The sequence below is a fragment of the Pseudogracilibacillus sp. ICA-222130 genome, from assembly GCF_037892545.1.
GTDB lineage: Bacteria > Bacillota > Bacilli > Bacillales > Amphibacillaceae > Pseudogracilibacillus.
In genome coordinates this window covers 19030-40369 of sequence record NZ_JBBKBG010000020.1, presented here as the reverse complement: position 1 = coordinate 40369, position 21340 = coordinate 19030, and the positions used below count along the sequence as shown (strand labels likewise).

The 21340-nt window shown below is 36.8% G+C and carries 22 protein-coding genes and 2 other annotated features (1 of these 24 cut by a window edge); of the genes, 9 read left to right on the top strand and 13 right to left on the bottom strand.

Translation table 11 applies throughout. From position 1 onward, the window contains the following. The first annotated feature begins 18 nt into the window (after window positions 1-18). Together WKT09_RS09065 and WKT09_RS09060 are read left to right on the top strand one after the other, a co-directional pair. Complete coding sequence (locus WKT09_RS09065; protein ID WP_340415747.1) at window positions 19-786, top strand: rhomboid family intramembrane serine protease; 768 nt, start codon at window positions 19-21, stop codon at window positions 784-786. Between the two features lie 93 nt (window positions 787-879). Then, entirely contained in the window at window positions 880-1737 is an 858-nt protein-coding gene (locus WKT09_RS09060) for a cytochrome c oxidase assembly protein (RefSeq protein ID WP_340415746.1), read from the top strand. Between the two features lie 69 nt (window positions 1738-1806). Here the strand turns inward: WKT09_RS09060 and WKT09_RS09055 are convergent, their stop codons facing one another. Together WKT09_RS09055 and WKT09_RS09050 are read right to left on the bottom strand one after the other, a co-directional pair. Beyond that, a complete protein-coding gene (locus WKT09_RS09055) occupies window positions 1807-3045 on the bottom strand; it encodes a CapA family protein (RefSeq protein WP_340415745.1) in 1239 nt (412 codons plus the stop codon). Between the two features lie 72 nt (window positions 3046-3117). Continuing rightward, window positions 3118-4263 carry a thiolase family protein gene (locus WKT09_RS09050; RefSeq protein ID WP_340415744.1) on the bottom strand — a complete coding sequence of 382 codons (1146 nt, stop codon included), beginning with the start codon at window positions 4261-4263 and terminating at the stop codon, window positions 3118-3120. Window positions 4264-4413: 150 nt separating this feature from the next. Here WKT09_RS09050 and WKT09_RS09045 point away from each other — a divergent pair, with 150 nt between their 5' ends. Genes WKT09_RS09045 through WKT09_RS09035 form a run of 3 tightly spaced genes read left to right on the top strand, consistent with a single transcriptional unit; the run spans window position 4414 to window position 5155 of the window. Continuing rightward, a complete protein-coding gene (locus WKT09_RS09045) occupies window positions 4414-4617 on the top strand; it encodes a hypothetical protein (protein WP_340415743.1) in 204 nt (67 codons plus the stop codon). A 5-nt stretch (window positions 4618-4622) separates the two neighbouring features. Further along, window positions 4623-4907, top strand: coding sequence for a YciI family protein (locus WKT09_RS09040; protein ID WP_340415742.1), 285 nt, complete (start codon window positions 4623-4625; stop codon window positions 4905-4907). Between the two features lie 35 nt (window positions 4908-4942). Beyond that, entirely contained in the window at window positions 4943-5155 is a 213-nt protein-coding gene (locus tag WKT09_RS09035; RefSeq protein WP_340415741.1) for a hypothetical protein, read from the top strand. A gap of 80 nt (window positions 5156-5235) precedes the next feature. Here WKT09_RS09035 and WKT09_RS09030 read toward each other — a convergent pair whose 3' ends face one another. The 3 genes from WKT09_RS09030 to WKT09_RS09020 form a co-directional block, all read right to left on the bottom strand. Continuing rightward, window positions 5236-5511 (bottom strand): hypothetical protein, encoded by a 276-nt coding sequence (locus WKT09_RS09030; protein ID WP_340415740.1) that lies wholly within the window; start codon window positions 5509-5511, stop codon window positions 5236-5238. A 78-nt stretch (window positions 5512-5589) separates the two neighbouring features. Continuing rightward, window positions 5590-7410, bottom strand: coding sequence for a translational GTPase TypA (gene typA / locus WKT09_RS09025; protein WP_340415739.1), 1821 nt, complete (start codon window positions 7408-7410; stop codon window positions 5590-5592). A gap of 110 nt (window positions 7411-7520) precedes the next feature. Then, window positions 7521-7973 carry a TraR/DksA C4-type zinc finger protein gene (locus WKT09_RS09020; protein WP_340415738.1) on the bottom strand — a complete coding sequence of 151 codons (453 nt, stop codon included), beginning with the start codon at window positions 7971-7973 and terminating at the stop codon, window positions 7521-7523. A gap of 145 nt (window positions 7974-8118) precedes the next feature. Here WKT09_RS09020 and WKT09_RS09015 point away from each other — a divergent pair, with 145 nt between their 5' ends. Continuing rightward, the gene (locus tag WKT09_RS09015; RefSeq protein WP_340415737.1) at window positions 8119-8991 is read left to right on the top strand and encodes an NAD(P)-dependent oxidoreductase; all 873 of its coding nucleotides are present in this window, start codon (window positions 8119-8121) and stop codon (window positions 8989-8991) included. 63 nt (window positions 8992-9054) lie between these two features. Here WKT09_RS09015 and WKT09_RS09010 read toward each other — a convergent pair whose 3' ends face one another. Next, window positions 9055-9354 (bottom strand): hypothetical protein, encoded by a 300-nt coding sequence (locus tag WKT09_RS09010; protein WP_340415736.1) that lies wholly within the window; start codon window positions 9352-9354, stop codon window positions 9055-9057. 280 nt (window positions 9355-9634) lie between these two features. Between WKT09_RS09010 and WKT09_RS09005 the strand changes: the two genes are divergently transcribed. Beyond that, window positions 9635-10558: a DUF6612 family protein gene (locus tag WKT09_RS09005; RefSeq protein WP_340415735.1), complete on the top strand. Its 924-nt coding sequence runs from the start codon at window positions 9635-9637 to the stop codon at window positions 10556-10558. A 150-nt stretch (window positions 10559-10708) separates the two neighbouring features. Here the strand turns inward: WKT09_RS09005 and WKT09_RS09000 are convergent, their stop codons facing one another. From WKT09_RS09000 to WKT09_RS08985, 4 genes are all read right to left on the bottom strand, one after another. Then, a complete protein-coding gene (locus WKT09_RS09000; protein ID WP_340415734.1) occupies window positions 10709-11122 on the bottom strand; it encodes a universal stress protein in 414 nt (137 codons plus the stop codon). 11 nt (window positions 11123-11133) lie between these two features. After that, the gene (locus WKT09_RS08995; protein ID WP_340415733.1) at window positions 11134-12543 is read right to left on the bottom strand and encodes a SulP family inorganic anion transporter; all 1410 of its coding nucleotides are present in this window, start codon (window positions 12541-12543) and stop codon (window positions 11134-11136) included. A 92-nt stretch (window positions 12544-12635) separates the two neighbouring features. Next, window positions 12636-12836: a cold shock domain-containing protein gene (locus tag WKT09_RS08990; RefSeq protein ID WP_336266422.1), complete on the bottom strand. Its 201-nt coding sequence runs from the start codon at window positions 12834-12836 to the stop codon at window positions 12636-12638. 182 nt (window positions 12837-13018) lie between these two features. Next, on the bottom strand, window positions 13019-14374 hold the full coding sequence (locus WKT09_RS08985) for a sodium-dependent transporter (RefSeq protein WP_340415732.1): 1356 nt from the start codon (window positions 14372-14374) through the stop codon (window positions 13019-13021). Window positions 14375-14588: 214 nt separating this feature from the next. On the opposite strand from WKT09_RS08985, the gene trhO reads away from it, so the two are divergent. Beyond that, the gene (gene trhO, locus WKT09_RS08980; protein ID WP_340415731.1) at window positions 14589-15551 is read left to right on the top strand and encodes an oxygen-dependent tRNA uridine(34) hydroxylase TrhO; all 963 of its coding nucleotides are present in this window, start codon (window positions 14589-14591) and stop codon (window positions 15549-15551) included. 68 nt (window positions 15552-15619) lie between these two features. After that, window positions 15620-16009 carry a thiol-disulfide oxidoreductase DCC family protein gene (locus WKT09_RS08975; protein ID WP_340415730.1) on the top strand — a complete coding sequence of 130 codons (390 nt, stop codon included), beginning with the start codon at window positions 15620-15622 and terminating at the stop codon, window positions 16007-16009. Here WKT09_RS08975 and udk read toward each other — a convergent pair whose 3' ends face one another. From udk to serA, 3 genes are all read right to left on the bottom strand, one after another. Next, the gene (udk, locus tag WKT09_RS08970; protein ID WP_445324012.1) at window positions 16010-16645 is read right to left on the bottom strand and encodes a uridine kinase; all 636 of its coding nucleotides are present in this window, start codon (window positions 16643-16645) and stop codon (window positions 16010-16012) included. 156 nt (window positions 16646-16801) lie between these two features. Beyond that, complete coding sequence (proS, locus tag WKT09_RS08965; RefSeq protein WP_340415729.1) at window positions 16802-18238, bottom strand: proline--tRNA ligase; 1437 nt, start codon at window positions 18236-18238, stop codon at window positions 16802-16804. Window positions 18239-18300: 62 nt separating this feature from the next. Continuing rightward, window positions 18301-18542 (bottom strand) — a binding site (T-box leader). An 884-nt stretch (window positions 18543-19426) separates the two neighbouring features. Next, window positions 19427-21028 (bottom strand): phosphoglycerate dehydrogenase, encoded by a 1602-nt coding sequence (gene serA / locus WKT09_RS08960; protein ID WP_340415754.1) that lies wholly within the window; start codon window positions 21026-21028, stop codon window positions 19427-19429. A 123-nt stretch (window positions 21029-21151) separates the two neighbouring features. Beyond that, window positions 21152-21340 (bottom strand) — a binding site (T-box leader) (it continues 36 nt past the right edge of the window).

Genomic DNA, 21340 nt, shown 5'->3' with positions numbered 1-21340 from the left:
TATTTGGAGGGAAGTCATATGTTCATCCGAACAGAGCGTAGCATTAAAGAGTTTTTTGAACTATATCCTGTCGTTTCCATCATCGTTATAATCCATTTCGTTTTATGGGCGAGCTTTTCTTTATTACGCCTTCCGATTGGTGCGATGATTTTTGATTTAGGAATCGGCCATAATATTTCAGTATCGCATGGGGAATATTGGCGGCTCCTTACCCCTGTGTTCTTACACGCACAATTCGGGCATCTAATTTTCAACTCATTTGCGCTTGTCATTTTTGGTCCTGCACTTGAAAGAATGTTAGGTATTCCTAAATTTATTTTCGTTTATCTATTTGCAGGAATTGTCGGAAATCTTGGTACATACATTATTGATCCGACTTCATCGGTACCACACTTAGGTGCTTCAGGGGCCATTTACGGCTTATTCGGTCTTTATATTTATATGGTATGGATGCGAAAAGATTTAATAGACAGAGGTAGTGCCAATATTGTAACAGTCGTTTTTGTGATTGGATTTGTTATGACATTTATCCAGCCGAATATTAATATCGCTGCACATATATTCGGATTTATTGCCGGCTTTGCAACTGGACCAATTATTTTAAAACATGCAGTTCCATTCTTTATTGCGAGTGTTCGTGTGAAACGACGTGACGATGATGAGATTGGATTTGATCCAGACCGTTGGAAGAAAAAGCGTCGTCAACCATCTGCGTTACGAAAAAATATTTTTTGGATTATTTTAATTGTGTTAGTTGTGTTCGGTCTCATCGGGAAGTACTTTTAGTCTGTTCTTTTCTTACCGATACGGTTCTGTTAAAATTAAGAGAGAACATGTGAAAGTGAAATTGATATGGAGGAGAAATGGTGGTGTCAATCATTGTTTGAATTATTACTGCATGAACATTCACTTTATGCCTTGTTTAAACTTCATTGGCTCATCCTTATATTGGCCATCGTTTATTTTTATGTGAAAAATGTTATCCAGTCACCTTTATATAATGTGACCACATGGCAAAAAACATATTTTTTTACGGCAGTTTTTTTAGGCTTCCTTATAAAGTGTACACCACTAGATGTATTAGGAAGTCATTATTTCTTTAGTGTACATGTTTTCCAAATGTCTTTTGCATATTTCGTTATTATTCCACTACTTATTTTATCTTTACCAGTAAACTTTTTACGAAAGTATATTTGGGGACATCGAACAAAGTTTGCATTAAATATTTTAGCACATCCATGGTTAACACTCGTTACATTCAATGGATTGCTTACTTTATATTTAATTCCATCTGTTTTTAACTTAGTTCATATGAATGTGATCGTAGTATATATTGTACAGGTCATTATTTTTTTCAGTGCTGTATTCATGTGGTGGGTAATTATTCATCCTGTCCCAGAAATTAAAGGGTTCGGACATTTAATGCGTGCATTGTATATTTTCTTAGCTTCTGTTGCACTGTTTCCAATCGGATTTTTCTATGTTATTATTCAAAACGAGTTTTTTCCGATGTATATAGAGACTGCCGGTACATTTTTCCCTGCCTTTACGGCTGTCTATGACCAACAGGCTGCAGGAGGCATTTTGAAATTAATTCAATTAGCAAGTTATGCTGTTGCGTTATTAGCTATATTATTTAAGTGGGGAAAAATAGAGGAAGATAGAGAAGGAACGGTAGACGATGAAAACATTCGTTATGTGCGTGGTGTCGTCGTTCATTTAAATAAAAAGAAATAAAGGTTGGGGCATTAGTAGCTAAAACCGTTTATGGAACGCGTTTTTCGAACTAGTTGTGCCCCAACTTTTTTATTGAACAAATTCTAATTCAGGCATCCATTGTGACATATGTTCTTCTATTTCCTTATAATGTTTTTGTGCATCTTTCAGCTGTTTATCTGTTAATTCATGCATCGGAATCACTTTAAAATTGCGCCAGTTTTCATAAAAATTGTATGTCGGTAAAAATTGTGGTGTATGGAGTTCGATGCTGACATCGTCTCCTTCCACTATCTTCTTCACGGTAAAACGAAACATCCCGCCAATTAAACGATGCAACTCATCCTGTCCAGATAAAAAATTACCTAAGGAATAAATGACCAGTGTTTCATTTCCATTTTTCCCTTCTATCCATTCTGTCGGTTGCAACACATGTGGATGATGCCCTAAAACAGCGTCTACTTCCAAATCAGCAACGAATTGTACGAGGTCTTTTTGTGCATCGTTTGGCAATCGATTATATTCGTCACCAAAATGCAAACTAATGATTGTGACATCCGCTTCTGATTTTGCCTGTTTGATGTCTGCGGCAATGTTATCTTTATCAATTAGATTAACTAAATAATCTTTCCCTTTTGGTACTGGTATACCATTTGTTCCGTACGTATATGCAAGAAATGCAACATCGATTCCTTCTTCTGTTTCCACGACACGCAATTTTTCCGCATCTTTTTTATCTTTATATGCACCGACATAGGGCATATTTATTTGATCCCAATGTGCGAGTGCATTTTGAATCGCTTCTTCTCCACGGTCTAATGTATGATTGTTTGCCAGTGAAACAATATCTACACCACTCTCTTTCAATGCATCGCCAATTTCTGTCGGGCTATTAAATTGTGGATAAGAAGACAAACCAATTTCTTCCCCGCCAATCATCGTCTCTTGATTTGCGAAGGTAATCGTACTTTCTTTTAAATACGGTTTAACGAGTTCTGACATCGGCATAAAATCATATCCATCATCTGTTTTGGCATCTTTATATACGGTATCATGGAGCAACACATCTCCAATAGCCGCAATCGTTATTTCCGTTTCCTCTTTTTTAGGGGTTTGTTCGGCTTCTCGTTGTGCTTCATTCATAACCGGAGCTTCTTCCGATTCTTTTGCTACATTATTTGTTGTTTCTTTTTCTACATTATTCGTTTCTGTTTCGTCTTCCTGTTCATGCTGTACAATTGTATGTTCTAAGGAAATCTCCTTCGGTCCACATGCCGCTAATATGACAACGAGCATGATGAATAGGAAAACGGTTCTTTTCATCTTCATGGTGCAAATCCTTTCTACATCTGAATAGAAAACTGCTTCTAAAATGGTGCATCATAATTTTATAACTTGTTATTAATAATCAAGTCTTTCTATAATGGTCGCATTTGCCATTCCCATTCCTTCACAAATCGCGAGTAATCCATACTTACCGTCGCGTCGTTCTAATTCATGTAATAAAGTAACGAGCAATTTCGTCCCTGTCGCTCCTAATGGATGTCCTAAAGCAATCGCTCCACCATTTACGTTCAATTTTTCCTCTTTTGCATTGTCTATTTCTTGAAGCCATGCCAAAGGGACCGAGGCAAATGCTTCGTTTACTTCATATAAGTCGATTTCATCCATCGTTATGTTGGCTCTTTTTAGCACATTTTTTGTCGCTGCAATCGGTCCTGTTAACATCAATGTCGGATCTGAACCAACGACAGACCTTGCGACAATTTTTGCACGCGGGCGAAGTCCAAGTTTTTCCGCTTTTTCACGAGACATTAATAATACAGCACTTGCTCCATCACTCATTTGACTCGCATTTCCTGCTGTAACTTTCCCATCTTCCTGAAAAACGGCTTGTAAATTCGCTAACGTTTCTAGTGAACTATTTTGTCGAGGTCCTTCGTCCACTTTAAAAATAGTGCCATCTTCTAGTTCAATCGGTATGATTTCATCGGAAAACTTTTCTTCCTTTATTGCTTTTAATGCTTTTTCATGGCTTTTCACAGAAAATGTGTCTAATTGTTCTCGTGATAGTTTCCATTTTTCTGCGATGAGTTCTGCGGATATTCCTTGATTTACAATACGATGTTTTTCTAGTAATCTTTCACTATGCTTTGTCTCTCCAATATTTTGAAACATCGGTGCGCGTGTCATACTCTCTACCCCACCTGCAATAACAACATCCATATCCCCTGCCATGATTGCTTGTGCAGCAAAGTGAACAGCTTGTTGACTTGATCCACATTGACGGTCGATCGTGACACCCGGAACGGTCGTCGGAAAACCAGCCATTAAAGAGGACGTCCGTGCGACATTCATCGCTTGTTCCCCTATTTGTGTAACAGAACCAATAATGACATCTTCCACCATATCCTTTTCAATCGATGCTCGTTGAACTAACGCTTCCAACACGTCTGCAAGCAATTCATCTGAACGATAATGAGCTAATGCTCCGTTTCTTTTTCCTACTGCCGTTCGACATCCTTCAACAATCACCACTTCACGCATATTCTCACCCCACATCCATTCATTAATTACATTGTACTATTATTTTTCATTTCATGTAATGCTTATGGCAAATCAGACGTAATTTTCTGAATTATTATATATGTTATGGTATGATAATGCTAGAATGAAATGCATACGGAGGGATTTGTCGTGAAACGATATTTAACGACGATTTTCGTTATTGCTAGTATGATTGTTGTCTTTATCGGCATGAAATCTGAAGTAAGATGGGCGGGCATCGCTACATGGGCAATTGCCTTTTTGTTACTAATATTTGCTGCCTATTTCACGAAATACATTCCGAATAAAAAAAACAATGAAGAGCAGGAACGTAATTTTGTAGAAAGTGAGTGACCAACATGAAAAAATTCGCAGTATTTTTATCGATGAAAGATGAAGAAAAAAGCGCAACACACCGTCAAGCTCATTTAGACTTTTTAGACGAAATGAGAAAATTAAACCGAGTATTACTTTTCGGTCGTTTTCCAGATGGAAGTGGAGGCCTCGTCGTTTATGAAGCTGAGACGCGAGCAGAGGTAGAAGCTTGGGTGAAGGAAGATCCTTACATTACACTTGGTGCAAGAGATTATTCTATTCATGAGTGGGATATGCAGACAGATCACGACTTCGTGCGTAAAGACTAGACTTCAGTAAACGCAGAAAAGTGGAGTTGAAGCGGGTGGCGGATGCAATAAATGGTGGTACAGATGCGACTACGTGGGAAACGGATGCAATAAATGGTGGTACAGATGCAACTTCGCGGAAAACGGATGCAATAAACAGCAGAACAGATGCAACTTCGCGGGAAACGGATGCAATAAATAGTGGAACAGATGCAACTTCGCGGGAAATGGATGCAATAAATAGCAGAACAGATGCAACTTCGCGCTAAACGGATGCAATAAATGGTGGGACAGATGCAATTTCGCGGGAAACGGATGCAATAAATAGTGGAACAGATGCGACTTCGTGCTAAACAGATGCAATAAATAGTGGGACAGATGCAACTTCGCGGGAAACAGATGCAATTAACAGCAAAACAGATGCAACTTCGCGGAAAATGGATGCAATAAACAGCAGAACAGATGCAACTTCGCGGAAAATGGATGCAATAAATAGCAGAACAGATGCAACTTCGCGGAAAACAGATGCAATTAATAGCAGAACAGATGCAATAAACAGCAGAGCAGATGCGACTTCGAGGAAAATGGATGCAATAAACAGTGGAACAGATGCAACCCGACGCAAAACGGATGCTATAACAACACGCCACCAAAATCAATAAAGGACCAACACTTCATAAAGAGCGTTGGTCCTTTATTTTATCTATTTATTTTTCGACATTTTATCGCGTTTATTTTTATCTAAATATTTTTTACGTAAACGAATTGATTCAGGTGTTACTTCACAATATTCATCGTCACTTAAATATTGAATTGCTTCCTCTAATGACATGGAACGTGTTTTACGAATAATAGATGTTTGGTCTTTGTGCGCAGAACGAATATTCGTTAAATGTTTTTCGCGCGTAATATTCACCGTTAGATCATTTTCACGGTTATGTTCTCCAACGATCATTCCTGCATATACTTCTGTTCCTGGTCCTACAAAGATTGTTCCACGATCTTCCAAATGCAAAATTCCGTATGCTGTCGCCTTGCCATTTTCTAGTGCAACGAGGACACCTTGACGACGGCCACCAACATAGCCTTTTACAACTGGAGCATATCCGCTGAAACTATGGTTTAAAATACCATATCCACGAGTTTGCGACATGAACTCTGTCATATAACCGAGTAATCCACGAGATGGAACCGTGAAAATAAGACGAACTTGCCCGTTTCCATCATTGATCATGTCGAGCATTTCTCCCTTACGTTCCCCGATCGACTCCATTATACTACCAGTATATTCCTCTGGCACATCAATTTGTACTCGCTCCATCGGTTCGCAAATTTTTCCATCTATTTCCTTCGTAATTACTTGTGGCTTGGAAATTTGTAATTCATATCCTTCACGACGCATATTTTCAATTAAAATAGATAAGTGGAGCTCCCCACGCCCAGAAACAATCCACGCATCTGGTGATTCTGTCGGTGTAACACGTAAACTTACATCCGTTTCCAGTTGTGTTAATAAACGTTCTTCAATTTTTGCTGATGTAATATATTTACCTTCTTTTCCTGCAAACGGACTGTTATTCACTAAAAACGTCATTTGTAATGTTGGTTCATCAATATGCAATAACGGTAAAGCTTCTAAATGATCTGCCGGGCAAATCGTTTCACCAATATTAATATTTTCCATACCAGAAACTGCCACAATGTCCCCAGCTTTCGCTTCTTTAATTTCTAAACGTTCTAAGCCGAAGAAACCGAATAGTTTGGTTACCCGGAAACTTTTTTCTGTTCCATCCTGTTTTATTAAAACGACACGGTCCCCTACTTTAATCGTACCACGGTGGACACGTCCAATACCGATACGACCAACATAATCGTTATAATCTAATAATGTCACTTGTAATTGTAATGGTTCCTCTACATTATCAACAGGTGCTGGAATATGTTCAATAATCGTTTCAAAAATTGGATCCATCGTTTGTTGTTGGTCTTCAGGCTCTCTTCCAGAAGTTCCGTTTAATGCAGATGCATATAACACAGGAAACTCCAGTTGATCATCATCTGCACCAAGGTCAATAAATAAATCGAGCACTTCATCAACGACATGCTCTGGTCGTGCGTTCGGACGGTCAATTTTATTTAATACGACAATCGGTTTAATTTTTGCCTCTAATGCTTTCTTTAAAACGAAACGCGTTTGTGGCATGGTCCCCTCATAAGCATCTACGACTAAAATAACTCCATCTACCATTTTTAAAATTCGCTCAACTTCTCCCCCAAAGTCCGCGTGTCCTGGTGTATCTAAAATATTAATCGTCGTTTCGCCATGACGAACGGCTGTATTTTTAGATAAAATGGTAATACCACGTTCTTTTTCTATATCATCAGAGTCCATCGCTCTTGATTCAACTTGTTCATGTTCTTGAAAAATCCCTGAGTACTGTAATAACTGATCGACTAATGTCGTTTTTCCATGGTCAACGTGAGCAATAATTGCGATATTTCGAATATCTTCTCTTAAATTCATTCATGTACGCTCCCTATATTAAGTATCTTAAAGCGTACTTAGTATACATGATGCTATGCGTCTTGTCATGTATTTTTAACTAAAAAATAGGATAAAAATATAATTTCCGCTTAATTTCGATCTATTGGTGAACTGCTCGATGTACCATATCGTTCGACAAAAGTGAAAATATCCATCTCCCCAAAAGGTTCCCGTTCCTCCTGTATTGGTACATCTATTTTATTTTCACTATGTGCAACACATGTATCTGCTGAAGGTATCGCAAGCAATCTTTCATAAGAAATCGGTTCACTACAAACGCGACAAATCCCATATGTTCCATCTTCCATTGCATGTAATGCTTCGTTAATATTTTCCAATTCCTCCTCTGCATGTCGTTGAAAGGTTGCAGACCTTTCTTTATCATATAACTCCGTTGCCTGATCACCCGGATGGTTATCATAATTCGATAACTCTCCTGTCATTTCTTCACTAATCTCCTCTGATCCGACTTTTTCAATCATTTCTGTTTGCCGCTCAAGCAACATCTCCTTTAATTTTTCCTTCCTTCTATTCGTTAACATCGAATCCCTCCTAAATAAAACGTCCTTTGTATACTATGCATCAACACACATTTTTGATTCTTTAATTTCCTAACAATTTTATGTTAAAATATGCATATGCATCATTTTCTTAATTCTCTAAAAATTTATAGGGAGGAAATAGTATATGACCGAAAAAGCGACGATTGGTTTTATCGGAATTGGAGTGATGGGCGAAAGCATGGCACGTCATTTAATGAATGCCGGCTATCCATTACATATTTTTACTCGTACGAAAAAAAAGGCACATACATTAATGGAAGAAGGCGCGATTTGGGAAGACTCTGTTACAAACATCGCCAAAAAATCTGACATTATTATTACGATAATCGGTACACCAAAAGATGTGGAAGATGTATATTTTAACCGTAACGGTCTTATTGCCCATGCAAAACCAGGTACATATTTAATCGATATGACGACTTCCAAACCTTCCTTAGCAAAAGAAATTTATGAAAAAGCAAAAGAAAAAGATTTACACGCGCTTGATGCACCTGTTTCTGGTGGGGATGTCGGTGCCAAAAATGCTAAATTAGCTATTATGGTCGGTGGCGAAGAAAATGTTTTCCGTGAGATGTTACCAATATTTCAAATAATGGGAGAAAATATTCGCTTACAAGGTCCTGCTGGAAGTGGACAACATACGAAAGCAGTAAATCAAATCTCGATTGCACCAGCAATGGTTGGACTTTGTGAAGCATTAATGTATGCCAAAAACGCTGGGCTTGATCCGAAAGAAGTACTTGCCTCCATTTCTACAGGCGCTGCCGGAAGTTGGTCCATGGACAATTATGCACCGAGAATGATCGACGGCAATTTTGACCCTGGATTTGCGATCAAACATTATATTAAAGATATGAAAATTGCACTCGAATCTGCAAAAGAAATGAACATGCAAACACCTGGCTTAGAGCTTGCTTTAACGATGTATGAAAAGCTAGCGGAAATCGGGGAAAGTGAAAACGGTATTCATGCATTATTAAAATATTATGAGGAATAATTAAAAAAGTGGAACAGTGAAAGACGGCGTTCGTCTTCGTATCTGTTCCACTTTTTCATTGGATTATTTACTTTTTGCATCTGCATATTGTTGTACGACAAATGCTAAATCATCATTTCCAAACAACTGTAATACGTGTTGCACAATTTCCACACTAATTTCTTCCGACTCTTTTTTTGACACCGTCTGTTCTAATGCTTCTGTAATTGCATTATTTTTGCGTTCATGCGGGTATGCTTCTTCATATACAACATAAGGGTCAAGATCATGATTCACACACCACTGCGTAAAAATTAATACCATCATTTTTTCATCGTTTGTATATTGGTCAATAATAAATTGATCACGTTCACTACGTTTCATCCTCATCACCCTTTTTACATTACATTTCATTTTTCTTCCTGTATAAAAAGATATTTCATACTTCTTTTTCCACTTCATTCTCTAGAATATACAATAGATAAAAAAATGCCAAATAAAACAAAATAAAAGAGGTTACAATACTTTTCTATCCCCAATCATATGACCTTTTTCTCATGATGCACATGTTAATATGAGTGAAAAGGATGGTCTTTGCAAAAGGATGTTTTAGCTTATATAAAATGTGGTACATAATTATGAATAAGTATGAGGAGGAATACAAATGAAGAAAGTTTTACTAACTATTTTTTCAGCAATGTTACTCATTGTATTAAGTGCATGTGGCAATAATTCAAACGATGTAAATGCCACCAATAATAATACAAACAATGAGACTGAGACAGAGACAGAAAACGTCGAGAACAATGAAGCAAACAATAACGGAGAAGAGGCGGAAGAAGAAACTGACAATGCCGAGGGAAATAGCGATGCGGAAGAACTTCTCCAAAAAGCGACGGAAGCGAATAATAATCTAGAAAGTTTTTCAGTAGAAGCAGATATGAAACAATTAATGGTGATGGACGGAGAAGAGATGGATATTAATTCCACCACATCCATGGACATCATCATGAACCCTATGACGATGAAACAGACGATTGTTACAGATATTCCTGATGCTGGAAAGCAAGAAACAGAGTCATATTTTACAAAAGACGGCTATTTTATGTTAGATCCTGAATCTGATACTTGGATGAAATTACCTGATGAAATAACAGGCCAGCTACTAGCTCAAGTCGAAGCACAAGCAAATGTTGAGCAACAATTAGTACAAATGAAACCACTTATGAAGGATTTTACAGCGGAAGAAAAAGATGATCATTATTTATTAATTTTTAAATCGGATGATGAAACATTAGATGATTCACTCATGGAAGTGATTCAAGCATCTCTTCCAGATGAAATGCAAATGATGGGAGATATTTTTGAGAATGCGACATTTAATTCTCTGAATTATGAAATGAAGATTGATAAAGATAATTATTATGTACAAGCATTAAATATGACGATGGATATGGATATGAAAATGGAAGAACAAGATATAAACTTAAACCAAGATATGAAAATGACATATTCAAATTACAACGGGGTGGATGAAATCGTCGTACCAGATGACGTTATTGAAAACGCAGAAGAAATAGAGATGTAATATAGTGGTTGGTATATGAAAACAATCCACCATTCATAAATAGTTTTTCCTTTATCATGTTTATGGGCAGCTAGTGAAAATAATGACACTAGCTGCCCATTCAACTTTCTTTTTCGTACGGCCTTCAACCAAACAAATAATATATGTAGGCTACTTTACAATCGTCACAGGACATTGCACATGTTTCATTACTTTATGGCTAACACTTCCAAGCATCATTTCTTGGAATAAATTTAGACCACGGCTTCCGAGAATGAGTTGATCAATCGATTCATTGTTTACATACCGAATAATTTCTTGACTTGGATTACCTTTTAAAATGGTGACAGTTGTCGGTATATGATCTTTTTCAGCTTCTTGTAAGACCGGTTTTATTTTTTTCTCACGTTCTAACACTAAACTATCCTTGTTTTGTGTCAATAAATAATCATCTTTCACTTTATCAAAGTCGACGACAAAAATAAGTTCTAGCACCGCTTCTGGTAAATGCTTTACCAAGTAAATACTATGTTTAGCAGCACGTAATGCATTTTCAGAACCGTCGATCGCTACTGCAATCCTCATGAAACCACTCCTCACCTTAATTGTTCATATAATTGTTTACTCATGGAATTTAAGCCAACGATGCGAACTTGTACCCCTTTTTCTTCTAGCTTTTGTTTTACCTTTATAATTGCTCCTACAGCTGATTCATCCCATATGTGACTATCGATAAAATTAATCACGATACGATCTTCTTCTATATGACGAAAATATTGAATGAATTTCGTTGTCGAAGCAAAGAACAAGGGACCTTGCACTTTATATTCCGATTTTTCCTTTATTACTTTTACTTGAGAAATTTTTCCGACAAACATAAGGGCACTTAAAATGACACCAATAACAACCCCAATCGCTAAGTTTTGTGTATATAAAATAATGATAACGGTTGTAATCATCACGATTGACTCTGATTTTGGAGCTTGTTTTATAAACTTAAATGACCCCCAATTAAATGTCGTCATACTTACCATAATCATAACCCCAACAAGCACTGGCATAGGTATTTTTTGAACGGTATCCCCTAACACAATAATTAAAAACATTAAAAAGATTCCAGCCGTAAATGTAGATAATCTCCCACGACCACCTGACTTTATATTAATAACCGATTGCCCAATCAACGCACACCCAGCCATTCCTCCAAAAAATCCATTCACAAAATTAGCAATCCCTTGCCCGCGAGCCTCTTTATTTTTATCACTTTCGGTATCTGTCATATCATCTAACACTTGTGACGTTAATAACGATTCAAGTAAACCGACAATCGATAATGCCAAAGCATAAGGAAAAATTATTTTCAATGTTTCAAATGTAATTGGAATATTCGGTATAAAAAATGTCGGCAACGTATTTGGCATCGTTCCGAGGTCTCCAATTGTTTGGAGCTTAACATCCGCTAACAAAGCAATAGTTGTCATCACGACGATAGCAACTAACGGGGCTGGAATAACCTTCAAAAAACGGGGAATTACATATACTAAAATTAGTGTAATGATTGCAAACACATATGTCATCATATTAAACCCAATTAAATAAGGCATCTGTGTCATAAAGATCATAATACCTAGCGCATTCACAAACCCTAACATTACGGAGTTAGGAATAAATCGCATCAACTTTGCTACACCAAATATACCGAGAAAAAATTGAATAATGCCCGTTAAAATAGTAGCTGCCAGTACATATTCTAAACCATGATTTGCCATTAAATTAACAAGGACTAAAGCCATCGCACCTGTTGCAGCAGATATTAATCCTGGCCGTCCACCGACGAATGAAATAATAACAGCTATTGTAAATGAGGCATACAACGCTACTCGTGGATCTACACCGACAATAAACGCAAATGCCAATGCTTCAGGAATTAAAGCTAACCCAACAACCATACCCGCTAAAATATCTGCTCGAATATTCCCGAACCATTCTTGTTTCAAAGTATTCATCTTGCACCTCTCACATGACGTTTTAATGTATGTAATATCTATCCAATCAAAAAAGGACTTTTCAGTTTGAAAAGTCCTTTTACGTTTATCAATTATAGTGCAGAAACGTTAGCTGCTTGTGGTCCACGTTCTCCTTCGACGATTTCGAATTCAACGTCTTGACCTTCTTCTAAAGTTTTGAATCCTTCAGATTGGATAGCTGAGAAGTGTACGAATACGTCATCTCCGTCTTCACGTTCGATGAATCCGAATCCTTTTTCAGCGTTAAACCATTTAACTTTACCAGTCATCATTATGAATGACCTCCTTATACAAATATCGTGCAAAGTAATTGAATCAATACCTTTACACCTACTTGATAAAAGAGATCGTAAAGTATTTTATTACTCAATTGCCTTTTGCTACTTACTACTTTACTCCTTATGGAACAAAATTGCAAGCAAATTGCTAAATTATTTAAAAATTTCCAACTTACTTACATTGTTCCTCCAACAATTCCTAACATATTTAAATAAACGATGATAATAGTCAATGGAACAACAATAGACATTAGTACTCTCCACAGCCCATAAAGGCTCAAATTGCTCGTTGAACCGATATGATATTGTTCTTTTACCAATGTTTTATCCATTTTGTATGCAACAAATAATGCAATTAATAAACTACCGAGGGGCAACATAATATTACTTACTAAATAATCTGTTGCATCAAAAATGCTCTTTCCTGCTATCGTCACATCGGACAGTAAACTATCTGATAATGCTGCCGGAATTGCAACGATAAACAATACTGCTCCTAAAATCATCGTAACAGATGTGCGCGAATGTTTTCCATCTGCTGTAAATGCGGACACAATAATTTCGTATAAACTGAAGGAAGACGTTAATGTCGCAAATAAAAATAAAATTAAAAATAAACTTAGGAAAAATGCACCGAATGGAATTTCCCCAAAAGCCGCAGGTAAAACCATAAACAGTAATCCTGGCCCTTCCGCTGGTTCCATTCCTAAAGCGAAAACGACTGGGAACACTGCAAGCCCTGCTAATAGTGAAACGAAAATGTTCATCCCAACGACAGATGCTGCTGAACTTGTTAAGTTTACATCCTTTTTCAAATAGGAACTATACGTCACCATACAAGAAAATCCGACTGCTAAAGAGAAAAAGGACTGCCCTAGTGCATATAAAACAGCTTCTCCTGTAATACTAGAAAAATCAGGTGCTAAAAAGAATTTTACTCCTTCCATTGCCCCTTCTAATGTTAACGCGCGTACGACAATAATTAAGAAAAAAATGAATAGCAGTGGCATCATATATTTGTTCGCACGTTCGATTCCATTTTTTATCCCAAAGGAAATAACGACTACATTACATAAAGTAAATAATAAAAGTCCACCTAATGTCACGGTTGGGCTCGTAACAACAGAGCCGAATAACGCTTCATAATCTGCCCCAGTTTGTATCACTTGCCCGATTATACTTTTGAACGTATAAATTAATACCCAGCCACCAACCACACTATAAAATGTTAATAATAAAAAACAACCAAGTACACCGATACGGCCAATCCATACCCAAAAACTATCGGGGGCAAGTTTTTTATAAGCGCTTATCGCCTCTTTTCCTGCACCACGACCGATAATGTATTCAGAAATAAGCATCGGTAATCCGATTAACAATGTAAAGATAACGAAAATAAGAAAAAATGCTCCTCCACCGCTCATTCCTGTCACATATGGTAATTTCCAGATTGCACCAAGACCAATCGCTGCACCAGCAGACGATAATATGAATCCAATTTTGGATGTCCATTGATCACGTTCTTCTTCCACTTTCATTCCCCCTTACAAGATGAATTTATGCAATTTTTAGTCTATTTATATCACTATACAAAATTATGACAAAAGAGTAAATAAACTTCGTATAAATGTTTTCATTTATTACATAATATCATGAAAAATGTTATAATAATAAATTGCAAGGTAATAAAAATCGTTATGCTACCGATAAAATATCTTGTAAATATTATTATAGGTGGTAGGTAAAATGGAAAAGGAAAAGTATCAAGTATTACTGTATTACAAGTTCGTGCCAATTGAGGATCATGAACAATTTGCAAAAGATCATTTAGATTTTTGTAATGAATTGGGTTTAAAGGGACGTATTTTAGTAAACCATAATGGAATTAATGGAACTGTCTCTGGAACAGTGGAACAAACAGAAAAATATATGAATCATATGCATGCTGATGAGCGTTTTAAAGACACTTTCTTTAAAATCGATGAACATGATGGCCATGCATTCAAAAAGATGCATGTGCGTCCACGAAAGGAACTTGTCACATTACGTTTAGATGAGGAAGTAGACCCGAACGAAATTACGGGAGAATACTTATCTCCAGAAGAATGGTTCGAAGCGATGCAAGATGAAGATACCATTATTTTAGATACAAGAAATGAATATGAATATGATGTAGGACATTTCCGAGGAGCAATTCGCCCTAACATCGATAGCTTCCGTGAATTGCCTGAATGGGTCCAAGAAAATAAGGACCTTTTTGAAGGGAAGAAAAAGATCTTAACATATTGTACGGGTGGCATTCGTTGTGAAATTTTCACTGGTTGGATGAAACGTGAAGGTTTTGACAATGTTGCTCAATTAGAAGGTGGTATTGTCACATACGGAAAAGATCCAAAAGTTCAAGGAGAACTATGGGATGGCATGTGCTATGTTTTTGATAATAGATTAACCGTACCGGTAAATCATAAAGAACATGTTGTCGTTGGACGTGACCATTTTGATGGGACACCATGTGAGCGATATGTAAACTGTGCAGACCCAGTCTGTAACAAACAAATTTTATGTTCGGAGGAAAATGAACATAAATATTTACGTGGATGTACAGATGCATGCCGTCGTAGCGAAAGAAATTTATATGTGAAAGAACATGGTTTAACTAAAGAAGAAGTGGCTGAGCGTTTAGCTGCATTAGAAAAAGAACTCGTATAATACAAAACGGTTTGGATTGCAATGACAAGAATCCAAACCGTTTTTTTACACATAAGGAGTGTAGCAAAATGAAAATTATTTTATTTGATGGAGAATGTAATGTTTGCAATAAAAGTGTACAATTTATCATTCAAAGAGACCGAGATGCTTTATTTCATTTCGCGCCCCTTCAAAGTGATATCGGTCAAGAATTACTTGCGTTAAATCATTTACAACACGACATCGATAATCTTGTTTTCATCGATGAAAACAGAGCATATACTGCCTCTTCTGCCGTGTTACACATTTGCAAATATTTACCGGCTCCTTGGAAAGTTTTGTATACATTTGTGATCATTCCACCGTTTATCCGAAATATTGCCTACCGTTTCTTTGCGAATCATCGCCATAAAATCATTCGAACGAATCATACATGTTTAGTTGTCACTCCAGAAATTAAAAAACGTTTTTTAACTTAATTATGCTTGGACATCATCTAATATGTGTTTTACTTTTGTTGCAAGCAAATCAATCGCAACATGATTTTCTCCACCTTCAGGAATAATAATATCTGCATATCTTTTCGCAGGTTCGACAAATTGCAAGTGCATCGGACGTACAGATTCTATATATTGTTGAATAACTGAATCTAACGAGCGACCACGTTCTTTAATATCTCGCAATAAGCGGCGAATAATTCGTACGTCCGCATCTGTATCTACAAATACTTTAATATCCATTAATTCAACCAAAGGTAAATGTTCTAATATGAGGATTCCCTCAACGATAATGACTTGTTTTGGCTCTACATGAATCACTTCTTTGGAACGCGTATGTATTGTATAATCATATACCGGCTTTTCAATCGGTTCATTGTTTAATAATGTTTTGACATGTTCCACTAATAATTCATTATCAAATGCGAGTGGATGATCATAATTTGTTTCTAATCTTTCTTCAAAAGTTAAGTGACTTTGATCTTTATAATAATAGTCCTGTTCAATAACTAATATTTTTTCTTCTCCAAAACGCTCACATATCGCACGGGTAACAGAAGTCTTTCCACTACCACTTCCCCCTGCTACCCCAATGATGACGGGTCTATTTCCTATCATACTCTTTCTCCTTCATAATACGATTTAGTTTTTATTATAATATAGATGGACAAGTATTACATAAAAATTCGTTTTCCTAACCATATTTCATATACTCCATACAAAACACCTTTAACTAGAGGATGGTTCACTAGTTAAAGGTGTTATCTATATTAATTAATATGCTCTTGCCCAATACACCATTTGATCTGCTTCTTTTCCACAGCAGAAACATGTGTCAGCAATTTTTTCTTGTTCTCTTGGAATACATCTTGATGTAACTTGTAATGCTTCTTTTACTTCCTCTTCACAAGCTTCATCTCCACACCACATTGCTTTCATAAATCCAGTATTTTCTTCTAATGCTTTTTCCATTTCATCGACGCTCGTAACAGCAGTCGTCTTGTTCTTGCGATGTTCGAATGCTCGATCAAATAAGTTTTGTTGAATTTCTTCTAATAATGCTGGAATACGTGCCTCGATCTCGTCTAATGCTACAAATTCTTTTTCGCCTGTATCTCGTCGAACAAGTACTGCTTGGTTTTTCTCGATATCTTTCGGACCAATTTCTACACGAATTGGATAACCTTTCATTTCACATTCATTGAACTTCCAACCAGGCATTTTATCACTTGCATCTATATCCACTCGTGCAATTTTTGCTAATTGATCACGTAAGTCATATGCACGATCCAGTACACCTTCTTTATGTTGTGCAATCGGAACAATCATTACTTGCTTCGGTGCAATTTTTGGTGGGATGACTAATCCACGGTTATCTCCATGTACCATAATAAGAGCCCCAATTAAACGAGTTGTAATTCCCCATGAAGTTTGGTGTACGTATTGTTGTTTCCCTTCTTTATCTAAATACGTGATATCAAATGCACGTGAAAATCCATCTCCAAATAAATGTGATGTTCCAGCTTGTAGTGCTTTTCCGTCATGCATTAATGTTTCGATCGTTAATGTATATTCTGCACCAGCGAATTTTTCAGATTCTGTTTTTCGACCTTTTAGCACAGGTATCGCTAAGTAATTTTCTACTACATCTGCATATACTTCTAACATACGGTCTGTTTCTGCTGCTGCCTCTTCTCGTGTCGCATGTGCCGTATGCCCTTCTTGCCATAAAAACTCTAACGAACGTAAAAATGGACGTGTCGTTTTTTCCCAACGAACGACGTTTGCCCATTGGTTGTATAATTTTGGAAGATCACGGTAAGAATGAATTTTGTTTGCATAGTAATCACAGAAAAGTACTTCAGATGTTGGGCGAACACAAATACGTTCTCCTAATTCTCCATCTCCCCCATGTGTTACCCAAGCAACTTCAGGTGCGAAACCTTCTACATGATCTTTTTCTTTTTGTAATAAACTTTCAGGAATAAATAGTGGGAATTGTACGTTCTCATGTCCCGTTTCTTTAATTTGGCGGTCGAGTTCATCACGTATGTTTTCCCATAACGCAAACCCATATGGTTCAATGATCATCGTCCCACGAACCGGACCATAATCAACTAATTCTGCTTCCTTGACAACGTCTGTATACCATTGTGCAAAGTCTTCTTCCATCGACGTAATTTGTTCCACAAATTGTTTCTTTTTACTCATTATTATTCCCTCACACTTGTATTATTTTCAATCAAAAAACATAAAAATACCCCCGAAATCCAATAAGGGACCGAGGATTTGGTGGTACCACCCTTGTTTATATACGAATGAATGGATCGTTCGCTTCTCGTATATACACTCTTTCATTATAACGGTATGTACCGTGCATTATACTCCTAGCTTAAAAAGGAGATAACACAAACTCAGCTGGTAGGTTCTAGTTCGCTCTTTTGGAAATTCTCATCACCATTTCCTTTCTGTAAAAAGAGGTAAAAACTATACTATTCCACATCAACGTTTCTTCCTTGTATACTGTTAAATATATACATACTATATGCGATTGTCAAGCATGCACATTTGAGGTGAAACGTGTCACTAGTAGATGCGATGGCGAGTGTAATGGGTGCGACTCTGGATGGAAAAGGTGCGATAATGAAAGTGTAGATGTGATCACGAGTTGAACAGATGCGATGGATGGAAGTTTAGATGCAACTCCAAGCAAAACAGATGCAATAAATGAATTTTAGATGCAACGAATGCGAAATCAGATGCAATAAACAAATTTCAGATGCAACGTACGCGAAAATAGATGCAATAAATGAATTTCAGATGCAACGTACGCGAAATCAGATGCAATAAAAAAATTTCAGATGCAACAAACGCGAAATCAGATGCAATAAAAAAATTTTAGATGCAACGAACACGAAATCAGATGCAATAAACAAGTTTCAGATGCAACGAACACGAAATCAGATGCAATAAATGAATTTTAGATGCAACGTACGCAAAAACAGATGCAATAAATGAATTTTAGATGCAACGAACACGAAATCAGATGCAATAAAAAAAATTTAGATGCAACGAACGCGAAATCAGATGCAATAAAAAAATTTTAGATGCAACGAACGCGAAAATAGATGCAATAAATGAATTTCAGATGCAATGAACGCGAAATCAGATGCAATAAATAAAATTTAGATGCAACGAACACGAAATCAGATGCAATAAACTAATTTTAGATGCAACGAACACGAAAATAGATGCAATAAACAAAATTTTAGATGCAACAAACGCGAAAATAGATGCAATTCAACGTGTGGTAGATACAATGAAGAATAAAAATAAGCATAACCACTATAAAAACAAAAAACCGAAGAAGCTATTAGCCTCTTCGATTTTTTATGCAATTTATAGATCAACTTTTGTAACCTTTTCAAATCCTTCCATCTCACGGATCTGATTGACTTCATCATCAGTTAATGGACGGTCGATTGTTAGCATCATAATCGCATTTCCACCAATTTTTGAGCGACCTACTTGCATTGTTGCGATGTTTACATCATTTGCAGCAAGTAAGTTTCCGACACGACCGATTGCACCAGGCTGGTCTTGGTGATGGATTAATACTAAATGACCTTCTGGAATGACATCCATGCTGTAGTCATCTACTTTAACGATACGTGATCCTAAACCATTTAATAAAGTTCCAGATACACGACGTGTTGCATCCTTCGTTACGATTTCAACTGTCATTAAGTTGGTAAATCCACGAGCTGCTGATGTTTTATTTTCATGAACTGTAATGCCACGACGTTCTGCTAAGTAGCTTGCGTTAACATTGTTTACACGCGCACCTACATATTTGCTTAATAAACCTTTTAACGTGTTTTGCGTTAATGGAGCAATTTCTAAAGCAGTTAAATCTCCAGCATAATTAATATTAATTTCTTCAATCGCACCCGCATCTAATTGCGCTAAGAACTTACCAAGTTTTTCTGATAAGTAGAAATATGGTTCAATTTTACGCATAATTTCACGTGGTACAGATGGAATATTTACTGGGTTTCTAGCCAAACCACCAGATAAAATATGGACGACGTCTTCACTTACATCAATAGCAACATTCTCTTGCGCCTCTACTGTACTTGCACCTAAATGTGGCGTCGCAATAACTTGTGGTAATGTTAATACTTTATGGTCTACGGCTGGCTCCTCTTCAAAAACGTCCAGCGCTGCACCAGCAACCTTGCCACTAACAACAGCATCATATAAATGATCCTCTTGAATGATTCCTCCACGTGCACAGTTAATAATACGAACGCCGTCTTTCATTTTTGCAAATGCGTCCTCATTAATAATATGACGTGTTTCTTTCATTAACGGTGTATGAACCGTAATAAAATCTGCTTCCTCTAGCACTTGGTCAAATGTTGCATACCCAATGCCCATCGCTTCAGCCTTCTCCTCTGTAAAGAACGGATCATATGCGATTACTTTCATACGTTGTCCTTTCGCACGGCGTGCTACTTCTGCACCGATACGACCTAATCCGATAATTCCTAGAACTTTATCACGTAATTCTACCCCAACATAAGATTTACGATCCCACTTTTTCTCTTTAATAGATAAGTAAGCTTGTGGAATGTTTCTCGCTAAAGACATTAGCATAGCCATCGTATGTTCTGCAGCTGAGTTTGTATTTCCATCTGGTGCATTCACAACGATAATACCATTTTCTGTCGCAGCATCTAAATCGATGTTATCAACCCCAACACCAGCACGACCAATTACTTTTAAATTATGGCCCTTTTCAATCACTTCACGAGTTACTTGTGTTTGGCTTCGTACTAATAAACCATCAAACTCTGGAATTCTTTGCAATAACTGTTCCTCTGTTAAATCTGTTTCAATCACAACTTCTAAATTATCTGCCTGTCTTAATGGGTAAATTCCATCCTCACTTAAAGGATCACTAATTAAAATTTTGAACACGACCGTAGTCCTCCTCATATTAAGTAAAATTTCGTATAATTCGCTCAATTCTTCCAACCATATCTTGCTAGCGCTCTTCTTTTGCTGGACAACCCTTCTTTCTTTTTTATAAAAATAAAAAAACCTTCCACCCCTTATAAAATAAGGGGCGAAAAGTTATATTTACGCGGTACCACCCTTTTTCACTATATGTATTCATATAGTCTTCATTGGCTTCGTGTTTAACGCACACTGTACGTACGAACATACTTCATTCTGTCCGTCTATTCAAAAGGGCTATTCATTAATTCAATGCACTAGTTTTCACCAACCACTAGCTCTCTTTTGCTA